This is a genomic window from Comamonas guangdongensis, assembly GCF_041079535.1.
Taxonomy (GTDB): Bacteria; Pseudomonadota; Gammaproteobacteria; order Burkholderiales; family Burkholderiaceae_C; genus Comamonas; species Comamonas guangdongensis.
On record NZ_JBFYGN010000008.1, the window covers coordinates 1 to 16,826 of the forward strand.

The window sequence follows — 16,826 nt, forward strand, 5'->3', positions numbered from 1 at the left end:
AGTCTCCCGACAGTCCTACATGTACGTTGGACTGGCGGGAAATATGGAGAGTTCAACACTGAACGCAGACAGAGCCAAAAAAAATGGGTGCCTAAGCACCCAGTGAAATTGCCTTGGAAGACAAGATGAAATCAGGCGTCGCGCAGCTCCCGGCGCAGGATCTTGCCCACGGGAGTCTTGGGCAGCTCGGTGCGGAAGACGATGTGGCGCGGGCGCTTGTAGCCCGTGAGATTGGCATGGCAGTAGTCGCGCACGGCCTGCTCGGTCAGCAGCGCATCCTTCTTGACGATGATGAGCTTGATGGCCTCGCCCGACTTTTCATCGGGCACGCCGACCACCGCGCATTCGAGCACGCCGGGGCAGTTGGAGACCACGTCCTCCACCTCGTTGGGGTAGACGTTGAAACCGCTGACGATGACCATGTCCTTTTTGCGGTCCACGATCTTGACGTAGCCGCGCTCGTCCATGACGCCGATATCGCCGGTGAGGAAATAGCCGTCGGCCGTCATGCTCTTGGCCGTTTCATCGGGCCGGTTCCAGTATCCGGCCATGACCTGCGGGCCCAGCACGGCGATTTCGCCGGACTGGCCCGGCTCGCTCACATCCTGGCCGTCGCTGCCTATCAGCTTGACGTAGGTGCTGGGCAGGGGCACGCCTATGGTGCCCGAGTAGGCGGTGGTGGTGACGGGATTGCAGGTGACCGAGGGACTGGTTTCCGACAGGCCGTAGCCTTCGCAGATGGGGCAGCCGGTCTTCTTGAGCCAGAGCTCGGCGACCGCGCTTTGCACGGCCATGCCGCCGCCCACCGAGACCTTGAGATGCGACCAGTCCACGGTGTTGAAATCGGGGTGGTTGGCCAGGCCGTTGAACAGCGTGTTCACGGCCGGGAAGCTGTGGAAGCGGTGCCCGGACAGCTCCTTGAGCGTGGCCTTGAGATCGCGCGGATTCGGGATCAGCACCGTTTTGCCGCCCGTGCGCATGGACAGCATCATGTTCACCGTGAAGGCGAAGATGTGATACAGCGGCAGCGCGCAGATGCTGGCCGGCTGTTCGCCGGCCGGCACCTTCTGCATGACCGGAGCATTCCAGACCTCGGACTGCAGCACGTTGGCGATGATGTTGCGGTGCATCAGCACCGCACCCTTGCTGACTCCCGTGGTGCCGCCCGTGTACTGCAGCAGGGCCATGTCGTCGGGCTTGATGGCCGGAGCCGTGAATTTCGCGCCGCGACCCTTGGCCAGAGCCTCGTTGAAGCGCACGGCGCCGGGCAGATTGAAGGCCGGCACCATCTTCTTGACCGAACGCACCACGAAGTTGACGAGCGCCCCCTTGAGCAGGCCCAGCTCATCGCCCATGGCGCAGAGCACGATGTGCTGGATGGCGCTGCCGTGCATGCCCTCTTCCAGGGTCTTGGCAAAGTTCTCGATGATGACGATGGCCTTGGCGCCCGAATCCTTGAGCTGGTGCTCGAGCTCGCGCGCCGTGTACAGCGGGTTGACGTTGACCAGCACAAAGCCCGCGCGCAGCACGCCGGCCACGGCCACCGGGTACTGCGGCATATTGGGCATCATCAGCGCCACGCGGTCGCCGCGCTCAAGGCCCAGGCTCTGCAGATAGGCCGCAAACACCTTGCTCTGCGCATCGACCTGGGCAAAGGTCAGCTCCTTGCCCATGAAGGAATAGGCCACCTTGTTCGCATGCTTGGTGAAAGCCTCCTCCATCAAGGCCACCAGCGACGGGTATTGCGAGGCATCGATATCGGCCGGAACTCCCTCGGGATAGGCACTCAGCCAAGGACGGTCACTCATTCTTTTGGTCTCCGCTGTCTTATCGTCTGATCAGACTATTCTCATAAAAAGCACGATCGTTCGATACTGTAGTAACCCTAGGGCTAGTCTCTAGTTGCCTAGGCGACAGCCTGCCCGCAAGCCCTGCCCGGCCTGGAGCACGGAGCAGCAAAAAGCCCGTCGGCACAGGCCTGACGGGCTTTGAATGTTTCCAGCCTGCAGCGCTTGGCGGATAAGCGCTGGCAGCTATCAAAACAGAGGCTTACTTGACCAGCTGGGCCAGATCGCCCGCAGCGTACTTCTTGGCCATCTGATCCAGGCTGTAGCCCTTGATCTTGGCGCCCTGGCCTTCGCAGCCGAACTCGATGTAGCGGGCCTTGCAGACCTGTTTGGCGGCCTCGCGCGCGGGCTTGAGCCATTCGCGGGCGTCGAACTTGTCGGGGTTCTCGGCCAGGAACTTGCGCACCGCGCCGGTCATGGCCAGGCGGATGTCGGTGTCGATATTGATCTTGCGCACGCCGTACTTGATGGCTTCCTGGATTTCCTCGACGGGCACGCCGTAGGTTTCCTTCATCTTGCCGCCGTACTGGTTGATGATGGCCAGCAATTCCTGGGGCACGGAGGAGGAGCCGTGCATCACCAGGTGGGTGTTGGGGATGCGGGCGTGGATTTCCTTGACGCGGGAAATCGCCAGGATGTCGCCTGTGGGCTTGCGCGAGAACTTGTAGGCGCCGTGGCTGGTGCCGATGGCGATGGCCAGTGCGTCCAGCTGCGTGGCCTTGACGAACACCGCGGCTTCTTCGGGGTCGGTCAGCATCTGGCTGTGGTCCAGCTTGCCGACGGCGCCGATGCCGTCTTCCTCGCCGGCATCACCGGTTTCCAGATTGCCCAGGCAGCCCAGTTCGCCTTCCACGGTGGCGCCGATCTGGTGGGCCATGGCCACGACCTTCTGGGTCACGTCCACGTTGTAGTCGAAGGACGAAGGCGTCTTGCCGTCGCTCATCAGCGAGCCATCCATCATCACCGAGCCGAAGCCCAGGTTCAGCGCGCCCTGGCAGACTTCGGGCGTGGTGCCGTGGTCCTGGTGCATCACCAGGGGGATGTGGGGATACATCTCGGCGGCGGCCTGGATCAGATGCTTGATGAAGGGCTCGCCGGCGTATTTGCGGGCACCGGCGCTGGCCTGCAGGATCACGGGCGCACCGACTTCGTCAGCCGCCGACATCACGGCCTGGACCTGTTCCAGGTTGTTGACGTTGAAGGCAGGAATGCCATAGCTGTGTTCTGCAGCATGGTCGAGCATTTCGCGCATCGAGATAAGAGGCATGGTGGGTTCCGTTCAAAGTTTTGAGAGGCAACGCCCCTGCCGATGCATGGCTTGCGCTGTATGCAAAGCCGCTGCGGCCTGGGGAAAAACCAGCAGCTACCCGGAGGTAACCGCTTAGTAACCGCAGATTTTAACCGGCCGCCGGTATTTCCATGCGGTAGCAGGTGGTGAAGCCTTGCGGTGCCTGGGCCGCGGCAAAGCGCCCCTCATGGGCCTGCAGAATGCGGGCCACGATTTCATGGCCCAGGCGCAGGCTGTCGGCCGGCGGGACCGCCGGCTCCGCCGCATCGCGCCGCCCGTCGTCGCAGACCTGAACCCAGGCCAGGCCCAGCTCGGCATCCAGGCCCGCCTGTACCTCGATCTGCGTGCCCTCAGGGGTGTGGCGCACCGCGTTCTCCACCAGATTGCGCAGGGCCGATTCCAGCAGCAGCGCGTTGCCGCGCACGCACAGGGTCGGGGGGGCCTCCACGGCCAGCGTGTCCTGCCGGTCCCAGGCGCTCTGGGCCTGGGACGCCGCCACGGCGCGCGCCACGTCGGCCCAGTTCACGGGCGGCAGCGAGGCCGCATCGGGCAGGCTGCGCCCGGCCCTGGCCAGGGCCAGCAGCTGGTCCAGCACATGGCCCGCATGCAGCGCATCCTGACCTATGCGCTGCAAGGCCAGGCGCGTGGCGGCCGCATCGCCGGCGCTATGCGGAGCGGACTCCAGCGCCCGGGCCTGGAGCACGATGGAGGCCAGCGGCGTGCGCAGCTCGTGGGCCACCTCGTTGGCCAGATTGCGCTCGCGCTCCAGCGCGGCCTGCTGCCGGTCCAGCAAGGTGTTGATGGAGGTGACCATGGGCGCCAGCTCGCGCGGCACATGCGCGTCGGAGACGCGCTGGTCGCGGCTCAGGTCCAGGGCCTCGACCTCCTGGGACAGCAGATGGAGCGGCTGCATGCCGCGGCGCATGGCAATGCCCAGCACGATCACGATCACCGGCAGCAGCCAGAAGCCCGGCTCAATCATCTGCATGGCGATGTCGTCGGCCAGGCTGTCGCGCTCGGGCAGGGCGATCATGACCGTGACCTTGGCCGCGCGATCGGCGCTCCACTGCGTGTAGCTGCGCCATATGCTCTGCGGCCCGAGCTTGAGCGTGGCAAAGCCCTGCTCTATCCCGAAGTCGGGCAGGGGCGCGGAGCCGTTGCGCGCGATCAGCTGCCCGCCCGCATTCCACAGCACCACGCTCAGCGACTCCTGGTAGTCGTGGGCATGCAGGCCCGGCGGCGGCTTGACCGCGGTCGGCGGACTGGGGCGCACATCGCCTTGCACATGCCAGTTCAGCGCCAGCGCCGCCACGCTGGCCAAATGGCCGTCCGTCAGCTCGTCGGCCTCCTGCACGCCGGTCTGGTAGCCCCAGACCACGAAGCTGCCCCAGACCAGGGCCAGCGCCGCCAGCACCCAGGCCAGCAAATTCAGCTGCAGCGAGCTGCGGCGCCTGGGCGGCGCGGCCGGCGTCATTCCTGCTCCTGCGGCATGAAGTAGCCCACGCCGCGCATGGTGACGATGATCTTCTGGCCCAGCTTCTTGCGCAGATGGTGCACATAGACCTCGACGGCATTGCTCTCCACCGCATCGCCCCAGCTGTAGAGATGCTCCTCGATCTGCTGGCGCGACAGCACCCGCCCCCGGGCCTGGAGCAGAGCCCAGAGCACGGCGAATTCGCGCGGCGAGATCTCCACCACGCGTCCCGCCTGCCTGACGATGCGCGCGGCCGGGTCCACCTCCAGGGCCGCGTGACGGATCACGGGCGAGGCCTGGCCCGCGGCCCGGCGCAGCATGGCGCGCATTCTGGCCTCCAGCTCGTCCATGTCGAAGGGCTTGACCAGATAGTCGTCGGCCCCCAGGTTCAGCCCCGCGACCCTGTCGCGCACCTGGTCCCGCGCCGTCAGTATCAGTACCGGCGTGGCCGCGTCCGGCAGCTGGCCGGGCCGGGCCGCCTGGGAGCGCAGGCGGCGCACCACCTCGCTGCCGTCGCCGTCGGGCAGGCCCAGATCCAGCAGCACGGCATCGAAACGCTCGATGCTCAGCGCATGCCAGGCCTCGGCCACGCTGGCGCAGACATCCACCGCATAGCCGCGCTGCATGAGATTGGCACGCAGGCCGGCTGCAATGCCCTCGTTATCTTCGACCACCAGAATTCGCATGAGCGCATTGTGCTTGGCAATACCGGCCCCGCCGGCCGCAAGGCGATTGCCGCCCACGCGCCCGGCCGCTCTGCGGTTGCAGCCGCGCTACAGGCGGGAAAACTGCAATTTCGCGGCCGCTGCCGTCCTCTATGATGCGCAGCTCACTCATCCCTGGCGCGCGCTCGATGTTCTTCTTTGATCCACTCCTGTACGCGCTGGTCAATGCCGATGCGCAGACGCCCTGGCTGAGCATCCAGGCCGCCCGCCTGCTGTCCGCATGGCTGCCCCAGCTGAGTGGAATCCTGGTCGTCCTCGCGCTGCTGCGTGGCTCCCCGGCCCTGCGCCGCAGCATGCTGCTGCTGCTGCTGTCCATGGCCACCGCCTGGCTGATCGCACGCCTGATACGCTGGGGCTTCCCCACACCGCGCCCCTTCCAGCTGAACCTGGGCATGCAATGGATTGCGCATGGCGGCCGTGCCAGCTTTCCCAGCCAGCATGCCTGCGGCGCTTTTGCGCTGGCCATGTCCCTGAGCCTGGGCAGCACGCGCCGCTCCCGACCGCTGGTGCTGCTGGCCTGGGCCGCGGCCGTTGCCATCGCCTGGAGCCGCGTGCATCTGGGCGTGCACTTCCCCTCGGACGTGATGGCCGGCGCCCTGGTCGGCTGCGCCAGCGCCATGCTGGTCTGGAACCTCGCCTGGCGGCTGCGCCGCGGACGGCATCTGCGCCTGCGTCTGGCGCCGCGCCTCAGGCAGCTGCGCTTCGCCTGGCTGGGCAGCCGATAGCAGCGCCGCGCTTTTAAGCCATTGTTAAGAAGCGCTTTCTATCGTGGCAGGCATGGTCAAGCCTGTCAGCCCTTCCCTGCAGTCCACGCCGCAGCTGCTGAGCTGGACCGTGGTTGCGCTGGGCTGCGTGCTGGCCTGGGACATGAGCGGGCTGGATCTGCCCATGGCCCACTGGTTTGGCAACGACCAGGGCTTTGCCCTGCAGCACAACTGGTTCATGGTCACCATTGCCCACGATGGCGCGCGCAAGCTGGCCTGGGCTCTGGTCCTGGGCCTGAGCCTGGGCATCTGGTGGCCGGTCGGCCTGCTGCGGCGCCTGCCTTATGCCAGGCGCGTACAGCTGGTGGCGGTCGCCATGCTGGGCCTGGCCGTGATGACCGTGATGAAGCGCATCAGCATCACCAGCTGCCCCTGGGATCTCAGTGATTTTGGTGGCATCGGCCACCTGGTCTCGCACTGGGCCTGGGGCGTGGCGGACGGCGGCGGCGGCCATTGTTTTCCGGCCGGCCATGCCTCGGCGGGCTTTGCCTTCATCAGCGGCTATTTCGCGCTGCGCCATACGCAGCCGCGGGCCGCGCGCTGCTGGCTGGCCGCGGCCCTGCTGGCCGGCTTCGCGCTGGGCCTGGCCCAGCAGATGCGCGGCGCGCACTTCATGAGCCACACGCTGTGGACGGCCTGGCTGTGCTGGTCCTGCAGCTGGCTCTGCGATCTGCTCGTCACCCGCCACCTGGCCCGGCAGACACCGGCGCGCCCGCCCGCCGAGCCCGACACCCTGCTGTCTGCCGACTGAGGCGCGCCGCAGCTTTTCAGCGAGAGAGTATTCATGCTGTTCTTTGATCCCTCCTTCTTTCACTATCTGAACGCCAGCACCCACAGCCCGCAATGGCTGGTGCCCATGGCGCGCTTTGCCTCCAACTGGCTGCCGGTGCTGTCCGCCCTGCCCATTGCCGCCGGTCTGCTGGCCATGGGCAAGGGCTGGCGCCGCAGCCTGCAACTGGCCCTGCTGTCCATGGCCCTGGCCTGGGTGGCCTGCCGCCTCATACGCTGGGGCTTTCCCATGCCGCGCCCGGCCCAGCTCGGCATGGGCCAGCAATGGATTCAGCACGGCGGCAGCGCCAGCTTTCCCAGCATGCATGCGGCCGGCGCCTTTGCCTTGGCGCAGAGCGTGCAGCTGGGCGTGACGCGCCATAGGTCCTGGCTGCCGCCCCTGGTCTGGCTGCTGGCCTGCGCCATGGCCCTGAGCCGCGTGGTGCTGGGCGTGCATTTCCCCTCGGACATCCTGGCCGGCGCCGTCGTCGGCTGCACCAGCGCGGTCTGCGCCTGGCATGCGGGCCTGTGGTGGGCGAGGCGCCGCCATGGCCTCAGGCGCGCCGCGACACCGCCCGCAGCGCCCCAGGCTTCCGAATAACGGAGCCGTCACTCAGGGACTGAGACCAACGCTATTAAAACAAAAGCTGCCAGCGCTTATGCATCAAGCGCTGGCAGCTTTTTAATGAGGCACAGCCCAACCAGGAAACAGCGAGCAAGGGCCGCCCCGCAGCGAGGCTGTTGTCCCCCTCCCGCAGAGAGAGGGGGAAGCCCTCAATCACTCCACGCGGCAGATCTTGAGCATATTGGTGCCGCCCGGCTGGCCCATGGGTTCGCCGCAGGTGATCGCATACACATCGCCCGACTGCACGATGCCGCGCTCCAGCAGATGGCCCTTGGCCTGGTCCAGCGCGGTGTCGCGGTCGGCGCTGGTGTCCATCAGCAGAGGCCGCACATTGCGGTACAGCGCCATCCGGCGTTGGGTCGCCAGACGCGGCGTCAGCGCATAGATGGGGATATGGATGCGGTGGCGGCTCATCCACAGCGCCGTGGAGCCGCTGTCCGTCATGGCCACGATGGCCTTGGCGCCCAGATGGTGGGCCGTGAACAGCGCGCCCAGCGCAATCGCCTGGTCGGTACGCTTGAACTGGCTGTTGCTGAAGTCTGCATCCTTGACGCGATCTTCGGCGGCCTCGGCGGCCGCGCAGATGGCGGCCATCTCGCGCACGGTTTCCAGCGGGTACTTGCCGGCCGCGGTTTCGGCGCTGAGCATCACGGCATCGGTGCCGTCGAGCACGGCATTCGCCACGTCGCTGACCTCGGCGCGCGTGGGCACGGGGTTGGTGATCATGGACTCCATCATCTGGGTCGCGGTGATGACCACCTTGTCCATGTCGCGCGCCATGCGGATCATCTTCTTCTGCAGCGCGGGCACGGCGGCATTGCCGACTTCCACGGCCAGGTCGCCGCGCGCCACCATGATGCCGTCGGAGACCTTGAGGATTTCCTCGAGGCGCGGAATGGCTTCGGCACGCTCGATCTTGGCGATCAGGCCGGGCTTGTGGCCGTACTGGGCCGCGGCTACATTGCACAGCTGGCGGGCCATTTCCATGTCGGTGGCATTCTTGGGAAAGCTCACGGCCACATAGTCGGCCTGGAAGCTCATCGCGGTCTTGATGTCTTCCATGTCCTTGGCGGTCAGCGCCGGGGCCGTCAGGCCGCCGCCCTGCTTGTTGATGCCCTTGTTGTTGGACAGCTCGCCGCCGAGCTTGACGATGGTGTGCACGGCCTCGCCGCGCACGGCTTCCACCGTCATCACGATCAGGCCGTCGTTGAGCAGCAGCACATCGCCGGCCTTCACATCGCGCGGCAGCTCCTTGTAGTCCAGGCCCACGCCGTGGATGTCGCCGGGCTCGGTGCGCGAGGCGTCGAGCACAAAGCGCATGCCGGGCTCCAGCCAGACCTTGCCCTCGGCGAACTTGCCGACGCGGATCTTGGGACCCTGCAGGTCGGCCATGATGGCGACCTCGCGGCCCGCGCGCTGGGCGGCTTCGCGCACCATGACGGCGCGGTCGATATGGTCCTGGGCCTTGCCATGGCTGAAGTTCAGGCGCACGACGTTCACGCCTTCGCGCACCATTTGCTCAAGCAGCTGCGGATCGCTGGAAGCGGGGCCCAGTGTGGCGACGATCTTGGTAGCACGACGGATTTGCATGAAATGTCTCTCTCGCGATGGAATGTAATCGGGTTTCAATTCTGGCACGGAAGCGGTTACATGACCGCATCTTCGACAACGCGGCAACAGGCCGCGACATCCACTAAAACTGTAGCTTTATCCGCTGGCCGTTTCTAGCGATCACCGCAAACTTCGCGTGCAATCAATACATTGCAAGCGCAAAACGCTATCAATCAAAGAGCACTCCCAGAGGTAATGAGGACTGTTCGCGCGTTCGTTGTGCAGTGCATCAAGAGCGGCGTTGAAACAGTTTTACCCCGCAGGTTCAAATGTGCGGGCTGAGAGCGTGAACACGCTCTTAAACCAGCCCGTGGGAGAACAGATAGGTCACCACATGGGCCAGCATCGCGGCCTCCAGGCCGTAGCGCCAGAACAGCAGGCCGGCCAGCAGCCCGTAGACGATTTCGCACAGCAGCAGCTGCGCCATCACCGGGGCCGAAATATGGGCCACCATGGACCAGGCGAAGTACACCGGGATTGCGCCCGCCAGCAAGGCCGTGACGACCACGGCCCACCAGCCCAGCAGCCAGCTCGGGCGCTGCTGGCCGTCGCCGAACAGCCGCCACAGCAGCCACATCACCAGCGACAGGCCGCCGTAGCGCAGCAGCAGCTCCTCGGTGATGCCGCCATACAGCAGCTTGGGCAGCAGCGGCAGGCCGTAGACCGGGTCCACCATGGCCAGGCTCTCGGGCCAGAGCACGGCCAGCGTCACCAGCCAGACCGCGCCTATGATGCCGCCCGCCATTCCCGGCAGGCTCAGAAAGCGTATGCCGCGCCAGGGTGACCGCCCCTGGACCACGATGCTGACCAGGGGCGTGCCCAGGCCTACCTGCGGCCCCAGCCTCACGCCCAGCCAGACGCTGAGCGCCAGCAGCAGGCTCAGGCCTGCCGCCGCCAGCCAGCGCGCCATGAAGATCGAATGCTGGGAGGTTAGCGCGCCCAGCCACTCGGGCCGCACCGTCCAGGCCAGCGACAGCACGCCCGGCAGACCCAGGGCCCAGAGCCAGATGCCCAGATGCCCGCTCTGCGTCGCGGAGCTCTTGGCGTCCTTGGGGAGGGAGTCGGTCATGGGCAGCCGTCTCGCACGGGTCAGCCACGCATCAGCGCTTCGATCTCGTCGGCCTTGACCGGCACGCCGCGGGTGATGAGCTCACAGCCGGTTTCGGTCACCACGGCATCGTCCTCGATGCGGATGCCGATGTTGTGGAACTGCTCGGGCACGCCGGGTGCGGGCCGCACATAGAGGCCGGGCTCGACCGTGGTCACCATGCCGGGGCGCAGGATGCGGCTGGGGCGGTTGGCGATGACTTCGCCCGAGATCGGGTCCTTGCGCTCGCTGACCACGCCCAGCTCCGTGGGCTCCACATAGCTGCCGCAGTCGTGCACGTCCATGCCCAGCCAGTGGCCCGTGCGATGCATATAGAACTGGAAATAGGCACGCGACTCGATCACGTCCGCGGCCGTGCCGTACTTGGTGCGATCCAGCAGCCCCAAGTCCAGCAGGCCCTGGGCCAGCACGGCCACGGTGGCCTCGTGCGGGTCGTTGAAGCGCTTGCCGGCCCGGATCTCCGCGATGGCCGCCTCCTGGCTCGCATGCACCAGGTCGTAGAGCGCGCGCTGCGGGCCGGTGAACCTGCCGTCGGCCGGAAAGGTGCGCGTGATGTCGCTGGCATAGCCGTCGAGCTCGCAGCCCGCGTCGATCAGCACCAGTTCGCCGGGCCGCACCGGCGCCTTGTCGGCCTGGTAGTGCAGCACGCAGGCGTTGGCGCCCGCGGCCACGATGGAGCCATAGGCCACGTATTGCGAGCCATGCTGGCGGAACTCATGCAGCAGCTCGGCGTCGAGATGGTATTCGCGCACCTCCTCGCCGTTGCGGATCATGCGCGCCGAACGCTGCATGGCGCGCACATGGGCGCGGGCGCTGATCTGCGAGGCCCGGCGCATGATGGCCAGCTCCTGCTCGTCCTTGACCAGACGCATCTCGTCGAGCAGCGCGCAGACATCGCCCTGCTGGGTCGGGCACAGCACGCCGTAGCGCGAACGGGCGCGCACCTGGCCCAGCCAGCCTTCGACACGCTCGGCCAGGCCCTGGTGGGTGGCGAACGGAAACCAGACCCGCTCGCGGTTTTCGAGCAGGCGCGGCAGGCGCGCATTGATTTCGTCGCTGGAAAACGCCTGATCCACGGCCAGCTGCGCCCTGGCCGCCTCGGGCCCGAGGCGATAGCCGGTCCAGATTTCGCGCTCCAGATCCTTGGGCTGGCAAAACAGCACGCTCCGGCCGTCGCCGCTCAGCACCAGGCAGGTGTTGGGCTCGCTGAAGCCGGTGAGATAGTAGAAATAGCTGTCGTGGCGATACAGATATTCGGTGTCGCGATTGCGGTTCAGCTCGGGAGCCGTGGGGATGATGGCGACACCGCCGTCGCCCAACTGGGCGGCCAAGCGTGCGCGGCGTTGGGCGTATACAGAAGTCATGCGTCTATCGTACTGCCGGATGGACCGCTGTACATCGGCTTACATCCAAGGGTATGCATCAGCAGGGCCGTCGCGTCGTCGGGCACCACGGCCTCGGGCCGGCCCGCCTGCCAGCCCGACCAGAACAGGCTGGCACCCGCCAGCAGCAGCAAGCCGCAGACCAGCCATTCCACCAGCTTCCTGGGCAAGGCCGGCGGATGCCTGGCGCTCCACCAGGTCACGCCGGTGACCACCGGAAAGGCCAGTGCGGTCCAGCCGAACACCGCTGCGTTGAGTTGCCCCTCTACCGCCACCATGATGGCGCGCAAGACCGCGCAGGTGACGAACATGGCGAACAGGCAGTGGCGCACCAGCATCCGGTCCAGCGGCTGGCGATACAGGTGGTAGACCATGGGCGGCCCCGGCGTCGCGAACAGCCCGCCCAGAACGCCCGACGAGAGGCCCGCCAGCCACAGCGCGCCCTTCCCGGAGGGCTGGCCCAGCGCTGTTTTCTGCATCAGCAACAGCAGCGCGCAGAGCACGATCACCGCGCCCAATGCCATGCGCAAGCCGTTAAGCGTATTGCCGCTGAGCCAGTGCAGCAGCAGCACGCCGCCCGCCACGCCCAGCAGGCTGCTGACGAGCATGGGCTTGAGCATGGACCAGTCGGGCTGGAAGCGGTGGGCACGCATATAGCTGGCGCCGTTGACGATGGACAGCAGGCAGGCCACATTGGCCGCATCGGCGATGTCCATCAGCCGCGAGGCCCCCGCCACGCCGACAAAGATCAGGCCGAACGCGAAGCCCGTGAGGTTCTGGCAGAACGCGGCCAGCCCCACCAGGGCCATGAAGAAAACGATTTGCATGCACTCACCCGACGACGGCCACAAGAGGAACTGTGGATTTGCATCCGGTTGCGCCAGTCAGAAAGGTAAAAAGCATAGCAGACGCTTGCCATGACAAGCGTCCGTGCAATCCGCAGAAGACTCTCGAATCAATAGCTGCTTGCGCTTGATGGACAAGCGCTGCAAGGAATCCAGATTCAAACCCCGTCCTTGGCCGGCAGCAGCAGCCCCGGCTCGCATTGGCCGTGCAGGCGTGAACCATGGACTTGCCCTGCCAGTCAATGCTGCGTGTGCTCACGCCTCAGTCCCGATTGAGCTGAGCCAGTCGCTCGGGCGTCCCCACATCCACCCAGCGGCCGGTGTACAGCGATGCGCCCACGCGGCCGTCGGCCATGGCGCGGCGCAGCAGCGGGGCCAGCGGCGCGCGCAGGCCTTGGGGGTTTCCGGGCTCGACGTCAAACCAGGGCTGTGCAAACAGCTGCGCTTTCAATAGCGCGATGGTGCTGTAGGTGTAGCGCGGACGGGTGTCGCCCTCGGGCAGGTCCAGCGCCTTGCCATCCTCACTCAGTCCGAAGTCGCCGCGCAGGTTGTGCGCGGGGTTGGGCACCAGCCACAGACGGGCCAGTTCATCGCTTTGCGCAAAGGCCTGGGCCGCCGCCGCGGGAAAGTGGAAGTCCGGCGCATAGACATCGCCGGCGGCCAGCCAGAACATGTCGCCCAGCCGCGGCAGCGCACGGCTGATGCCGCCCGCGGTCTCGTAGGCCTGGGCGGGTTCGGAGGAATACGCAAGCGGCAGCCGCCCGTGCTCATCCCCGGCCGCCCGGGGCGCAAAAACCTCACCGAAGTATGCGGGAATCTGCTCCCCCAGCCAGCCGGTGTTGATCACGGCACGCGGCACGCGGGCCGCGACCAGGGCCTGCAGATGGTGCTGCAGCAGAGGCCGGCCCTGCACCTTGAGCAGCGGCTTGGGCGTGGCATCCGTCAGCGGCCGCATGCGCTCGCCGCGGCCGGCCGCCAGCAACATGGCAACGGGTTGAACAAAGGAGGGAGCAGAGGCTTCAACAGTCATGCGGATCGGCTTTTTCAACAGGGCAACCGCCCGTTTCTTGGGCTGCACTGTAGTGCATTGACCCGCATCCCGCCTGCGAAAATTGGGCCTCAATTAAAATGGAGGGCTTAGCAGAATTACCTTCTCCTTTTCGGAGCGCCCTGATGGCCAACACTCAACAAATGGCGAATGCGATCCGCGCACTCGCAATGGATGCCGTTCAACAAGCCAACTCCGGCCACCCCGGTGCCCCCATGGGCATGGCCGACATGGCCGTTGCACTGTGGAGCCGCCACCTCCAGCACAACCCCGTGAATCCTCACTGGGCCAACCGCGACCGCTTCATCCTGTCGAACGGCCACGGCTCCATGCTGATCTATTCGCTGCTGCACCTGAGCGGCTACAACCTGCCCATCGAAGAGCTGAAGAACTTCCGTCAGCTGCACAGCAAGACCGCGGGCCACCCCGAAGTGGGCATTACTCCCGGCGTGGAAACCACCACCGGCCCCCTGGGCCAGGGCATCACCAATGCCGTGGGCTTTGCGCTGGCCGAGAAGCTGCTGGCCGCCGAGTTCAACCAGGACCAGCACGCCATCGTTGACCACCACACCTACGCGTTCCTGGGCGATGGCTGCCTGATGGAAGGCGTCAGCCATGAAGCCGCAGCCCTGGCCGGCGCCTGGAAGCTCAACAAGCTGATCGCCCTGTACGACGACAACGGCATCTCCATCGACGGCAAGGTCACCCCCTGGTTCATCGACAACACGCCCGAGCGCTTCGAAGCCTACGGCTGGAACGTGATCCGCGCCGTTGACGGCCACAATGTGGACGCCGTGGACAAGGCCATTGCCGCCGCCAAGAAGAGCGCCGACAAGCCCACGCTGATCTGCTGCAAGACCCATATCGGCAAGGGCTCGCCCAACCGCCAGGACACGGCCAAGGCCCACGGCGAACCCCTGGGCGCCGAGGAAATCGTGCTGACCCGCGCCGCGCTGGGCTGGAACTACGGCCCCTTCGAGATTCCCGCCGAGGTCTACACCGACTGGGATGCCAAGGGCCAGGGCGCCAAGGCCGAAGCCGCCTGGAACGACAAGTTCGCCGCCTACGAGAAGGCCTACCCCCAGCAGGCTGCCGAGTTCAAGCGCCGCATGGCCGGCGATCTGCCCGCCAACTTCCTCGAGACTGCGGCCAAGATCGCGTCCGACGCGCATGACGCCGCCGCCACCGTGGCCAGCCGCAAGGCCAGCCAGCTGGCCCTGGAAGGCCTGACCGCCGCTCTGCCCGAGCTGCTGGGCGGCTCTGCCGACCTGACCGGCTCCAACCTGACCAACACCAAGTTCACCCCCTCGCTGCGTGTGGACGACAAGGGTGCAGTGGTCAAGACCGAAGACGGCAAGATCGGCCGCCACATCAACTACGGCGTGCGCGAATTCGGCATGGCCGCCATCATGAACGGCATCGCCCTGCACGGCGGCTTCATCCCCTACGGCGGCACGTTCCTGACCTTCTCCGACTACAGCCGCAATGCCATCCGCATGGCGGCTCTGATGAAGCAGCGCGTGGTCCATGTGTTCACGCACGACTCCATCGGCCTGGGCGAAGACGGCCCCACCCACCAGTCCATCGAACACGCAGCCAGCCTGCGCCTGATCCCGGGCCTGGACGTGTGGCGTCCCGCCGACACGACGGAGACCGCCGTGGCCTGGACCGTGGCCCTGAGCCACAGGAACAAGCCCACGGCCATGCTGCTGAGCCGCCAGAACCTGGCCTACTCGCCCAAGAGCGAAGAGGCGCTGGACGACATCGCCTGCGGCGCCTATGTGCTGAGCGAGCCCAAGGACATCGGCCTCAAAAAGAAGGCCCAGGCCGTGATCATCGCCACCGGCTCCGAGGTGCAGCTGGCCCTGGCCGCGCAAAAGCTGCTGGCCGAGCGCAAGATCGCCGTGCGCGTGGTCTCCATGCCCAGCACCACGACCTTCGACCGTCAGGACGTGAAGTACAAGACGTCCGTGCTGCCCGCCGGCCTGCCGCGCATCGCCGTGGAAATGGGCGTGACCGACTTCTGGTGGAAGTACGGCTGCGCGGCCGTGGTCGGCATCGACAGCTATGGCGAGTCCGCTCCCGCAGGCGTGCTGTTCAAGCACTTCGGCTTCACGGCCGAGAACGTGGCCGATACCGTGCAGGTGGCCCTGCAGAACGCTGGCAAGTAAGCAGAAGGGGCCTCGTGCCCCTTTTTTCCGGCTGAAGTTTGCGCTTGGGCACAAATCAGCCGTCCGGACTAGGCTCTGTATGAATCGGTCCGGGCACAATCCGCTCCGGTTTCATTACTCACTATCTACGAGGCAACTATGACGATCAAGGTTGGTATCAACGGCTTCGGCCGCATTGGCCGCAACGTGCTGCGCTCCGCAGTGCAAAACTTCTCGGACATCGAAATCGTCGGCATCAACGACCTGCTCGAGCCCGACTACCTGGCTTACATGCTCAAGTACGACAGCGTGCACGGCCGTTTTGACGGCGAAGTTTCCGTCGAAGGCAACACCCTGGTCGTCAACGGCAAGAAGATCCGCCTGACCCAGGAACGCGACCCCGCCGCCCTGAAGTGGAACGAAGTCGGCGCCGAAGTGGTGATCGAATCCACCGGCCTGTTCCTGACCGACGAAACCGCGCGCAAGCACATCGCCGCCGGCGCCAAGAAGGTCATCATGTCCGCGCCTTCCAAGGACGCGACGCCCATGTTCGTGTACGGCGTGAACGACAAGACCTATGCCGGCCAGGACGTGATCTCCAACGCTTCCTGCACCACCAACTGCCTGGCTCCCGTGGCCAAGGTGCTGAACGACAAGTGGGGCATCAAGCGCGGCCTGATGACCACCGTGCACGCTGCAACCGCCACGCAAAAGACCGTGGACGGCCCGTCCAACAAGGACTGGCGCGGCGGCCGCGGCATTCTGGAAAACATCATTCCTTCGAGCACCGGCGCTGCCAAGGCCGTGGGCGTGGTGATCCCCGAGCTGAACAAGAAGCTGACCGGCATGTCCTTCCGCGTGCCCACGTCCGACGTGTCCGTGGTTGACCTGACCGTGGAACTGAACAGCGAAGCCACCTACGAAGAAATCTGTGCCGAAATGAAGGCCCAGTCCCAAGGCGCTCTGAAGGGCGTGCTGGGCTACACCGAAGACAAGGTGGTCGCTACCGACTTCCGCGGCGAAACCTGCACCTCCGTGTTCGACGCCGAAGCCGGTATCGCCCTGGACAAGACCTTCGTCAAGGTCGTGTCCTGGTACGACAACGAGTGGGGCTACTCCAACAAGTGCCTGGAAATGGTGCGCGTGGTGGCCAAGTAATCCTCGCGGATTACGGCCCAACCCGGCTGCAGC

14 protein-coding genes are annotated in these 16,826 nt (G+C 66.0%); 5 read left to right on the forward strand and 9 right to left on the reverse strand.

What is annotated here, in order from left to right:
- Positions 1-131: 131 nt before the first annotated feature.
- From AB6724_RS08780 to AB6724_RS08795, 4 genes are all read right to left on the reverse strand, one after another.
- Positions 132-1,808, reverse strand: a complete 1,677-nt coding sequence (locus AB6724_RS08780) for a long-chain-fatty-acid--CoA ligase (RefSeq protein WP_369338137.1) — start codon at positions 1,806-1,808, stop codon at positions 132-134.
- 241 nt (positions 1,809-2,049) lie between these two features.
- Positions 2,050-3,114, reverse strand: coding sequence for a class II fructose-bisphosphate aldolase (gene fba / locus AB6724_RS08785; protein WP_369338138.1), 1,065 nt, complete (start codon positions 3,112-3,114; stop codon positions 2,050-2,052).
- Between the two features lie 130 nt (positions 3,115-3,244).
- Positions 3,245-4,609 (reverse strand): histidine kinase dimerization/phospho-acceptor domain-containing protein, encoded by a 1,365-nt coding sequence (locus AB6724_RS08790; RefSeq protein ID WP_369338139.1) that lies wholly within the window; start codon positions 4,607-4,609, stop codon positions 3,245-3,247.
- Entirely contained in the window at positions 4,606-5,295 is a 690-nt protein-coding gene (locus tag AB6724_RS08795) for a response regulator transcription factor (protein WP_369338140.1), read from the reverse strand. Before AB6724_RS08795 ends, AB6724_RS08790 begins: the two co-directional genes overlap by 4 nt.
- Positions 5,296-5,462: 167 nt before the next feature.
- On the opposite strand from AB6724_RS08795, the gene AB6724_RS08800 reads away from it, so the two are divergent.
- The 3 genes from AB6724_RS08800 to AB6724_RS08810 are packed head-to-tail and all read left to right on the forward strand — an operon-like array spanning position 5,463 to position 7,467.
- On the forward strand, positions 5,463-6,059 hold the full coding sequence (locus tag AB6724_RS08800) for a phosphatase PAP2 family protein (protein WP_369338141.1): 597 nt from the start codon (positions 5,463-5,465) through the stop codon (positions 6,057-6,059).
- Between the two features lie 52 nt (positions 6,060-6,111).
- A complete protein-coding gene (locus tag AB6724_RS08805; protein WP_369338142.1) occupies positions 6,112-6,849 on the forward strand; it encodes a phosphatase PAP2 family protein in 738 nt (245 codons plus the stop codon).
- Between the two features lie 33 nt (positions 6,850-6,882).
- Positions 6,883-7,467, forward strand: coding sequence for a phosphatase PAP2 family protein (locus AB6724_RS08810; protein WP_369338143.1), 585 nt, complete (start codon positions 6,883-6,885; stop codon positions 7,465-7,467).
- A gap of 177 nt (positions 7,468-7,644) precedes the next feature.
- Here the strand turns inward: AB6724_RS08810 and pyk are convergent, their stop codons facing one another.
- From pyk to AB6724_RS08835, 5 genes are all read right to left on the reverse strand, one after another.
- Complete coding sequence (gene pyk / locus AB6724_RS08815; protein WP_369338144.1) at positions 7,645-9,081, reverse strand: pyruvate kinase; 1,437 nt, start codon at positions 9,079-9,081, stop codon at positions 7,645-7,647.
- Positions 9,082-9,400: 319 nt separating this feature from the next.
- Complete coding sequence (locus AB6724_RS08820; protein ID WP_369338145.1) at positions 9,401-10,171, reverse strand: abortive infection protein; 771 nt, start codon at positions 10,169-10,171, stop codon at positions 9,401-9,403.
- Between the two features lie 20 nt (positions 10,172-10,191).
- The gene (locus AB6724_RS08825; protein WP_369338146.1) at positions 10,192-11,574 is read right to left on the reverse strand and encodes an aminopeptidase P N-terminal domain-containing protein; all 1,383 of its coding nucleotides are present in this window, start codon (positions 11,572-11,574) and stop codon (positions 10,192-10,194) included.
- Entirely contained in the window at positions 11,571-12,419 is an 849-nt protein-coding gene (locus AB6724_RS08830) for a TSUP family transporter (protein ID WP_369338147.1), read from the reverse strand. Before AB6724_RS08830 ends, AB6724_RS08825 begins: the two co-directional genes overlap by 4 nt.
- A gap of 280 nt (positions 12,420-12,699) precedes the next feature.
- Complete coding sequence (locus AB6724_RS08835; protein ID WP_369338148.1) at positions 12,700-13,467, reverse strand: nucleotidyltransferase family protein; 768 nt, start codon at positions 13,465-13,467, stop codon at positions 12,700-12,702.
- A 143-nt stretch (positions 13,468-13,610) separates the two neighbouring features.
- On the opposite strand from AB6724_RS08835, the gene tkt reads away from it, so the two are divergent.
- The gene (gene tkt, locus AB6724_RS08840) at positions 13,611-15,656 is read left to right on the forward strand and encodes a transketolase (protein ID WP_369338149.1); all 2,046 of its coding nucleotides are present in this window, start codon (positions 13,611-13,613) and stop codon (positions 15,654-15,656) included.
- Positions 15,657-15,794: 138 nt separating this feature from the next.
- Positions 15,795-16,793 carry a type I glyceraldehyde-3-phosphate dehydrogenase gene (gap, locus tag AB6724_RS08845; RefSeq protein WP_369338150.1) on the forward strand — a complete coding sequence of 333 codons (999 nt, stop codon included), beginning with the start codon at positions 15,795-15,797 and terminating at the stop codon, positions 16,791-16,793.
- The last annotated feature ends 33 nt before the right edge of the window (positions 16,794-16,826 follow it).

Excerpts from the sequence above, each read along its gene's own strand:
- AB6724_RS08805 (WP_369338142.1), top strand. The coding sequence starts at position 6,112 with ATGGTCAAGCCTGTCAGCCCTTCCCTGCAGTCCACGCCGCAGCTGCTG.
- gap (WP_369338150.1), top strand. The coding sequence starts at position 15,795 with ATGACGATCAAGGTTGGTATCAACGGCTTCGGCCGCATTGGCCGCAAC.
- AB6724_RS08780 (WP_369338137.1), bottom strand. The coding sequence starts at position 1,808 with ATGAGTGACCGTCCTTGGCTGAGTGCCTATCCCGAGGGAGTTCCGGCC.
- AB6724_RS08825 (WP_369338146.1), bottom strand. The coding sequence starts at position 11,574 with ATGACTTCTGTATACGCCCAACGCCGCGCACGCTTGGCCGCCCAGTTG.
- AB6724_RS08830 (WP_369338147.1), bottom strand. The coding sequence starts at position 12,419 with ATGCAAATCGTTTTCTTCATGGCCCTGGTGGGGCTGGCCGCGTTCTGC.
- AB6724_RS08800 (WP_369338141.1), top strand. The coding sequence starts at position 5,463 with ATGTTCTTCTTTGATCCACTCCTGTACGCGCTGGTCAATGCCGATGCG.
- AB6724_RS08820 (WP_369338145.1), bottom strand. The coding sequence starts at position 10,171 with ATGACCGACTCCCTCCCCAAGGACGCCAAGAGCTCCGCGACGCAGAGC.
- fba (WP_369338138.1), bottom strand. The coding sequence starts at position 3,114 with ATGCCTCTTATCTCGATGCGCGAAATGCTCGACCATGCTGCAGAACAC.
- AB6724_RS08835 (WP_369338148.1), bottom strand. The coding sequence starts at position 13,467 with ATGACTGTTGAAGCCTCTGCTCCCTCCTTTGTTCAACCCGTTGCCATG.
- AB6724_RS08795 (WP_369338140.1), bottom strand. The coding sequence starts at position 5,295 with ATGCGAATTCTGGTGGTCGAAGATAACGAGGGCATTGCAGCCGGCCTG.
- AB6724_RS08790 (WP_369338139.1), bottom strand. The coding sequence starts at position 4,609 with ATGACGCCGGCCGCGCCGCCCAGGCGCCGCAGCTCGCTGCAGCTGAAT.
- AB6724_RS08810 (WP_369338143.1), top strand. The coding sequence starts at position 6,883 with ATGCTGTTCTTTGATCCCTCCTTCTTTCACTATCTGAACGCCAGCACC.
- tkt (WP_369338149.1), top strand. The coding sequence starts at position 13,611 with ATGGCCAACACTCAACAAATGGCGAATGCGATCCGCGCACTCGCAATG.
- pyk (WP_369338144.1), bottom strand. The coding sequence starts at position 9,081 with ATGCAAATCCGTCGTGCTACCAAGATCGTCGCCACACTGGGCCCCGCT.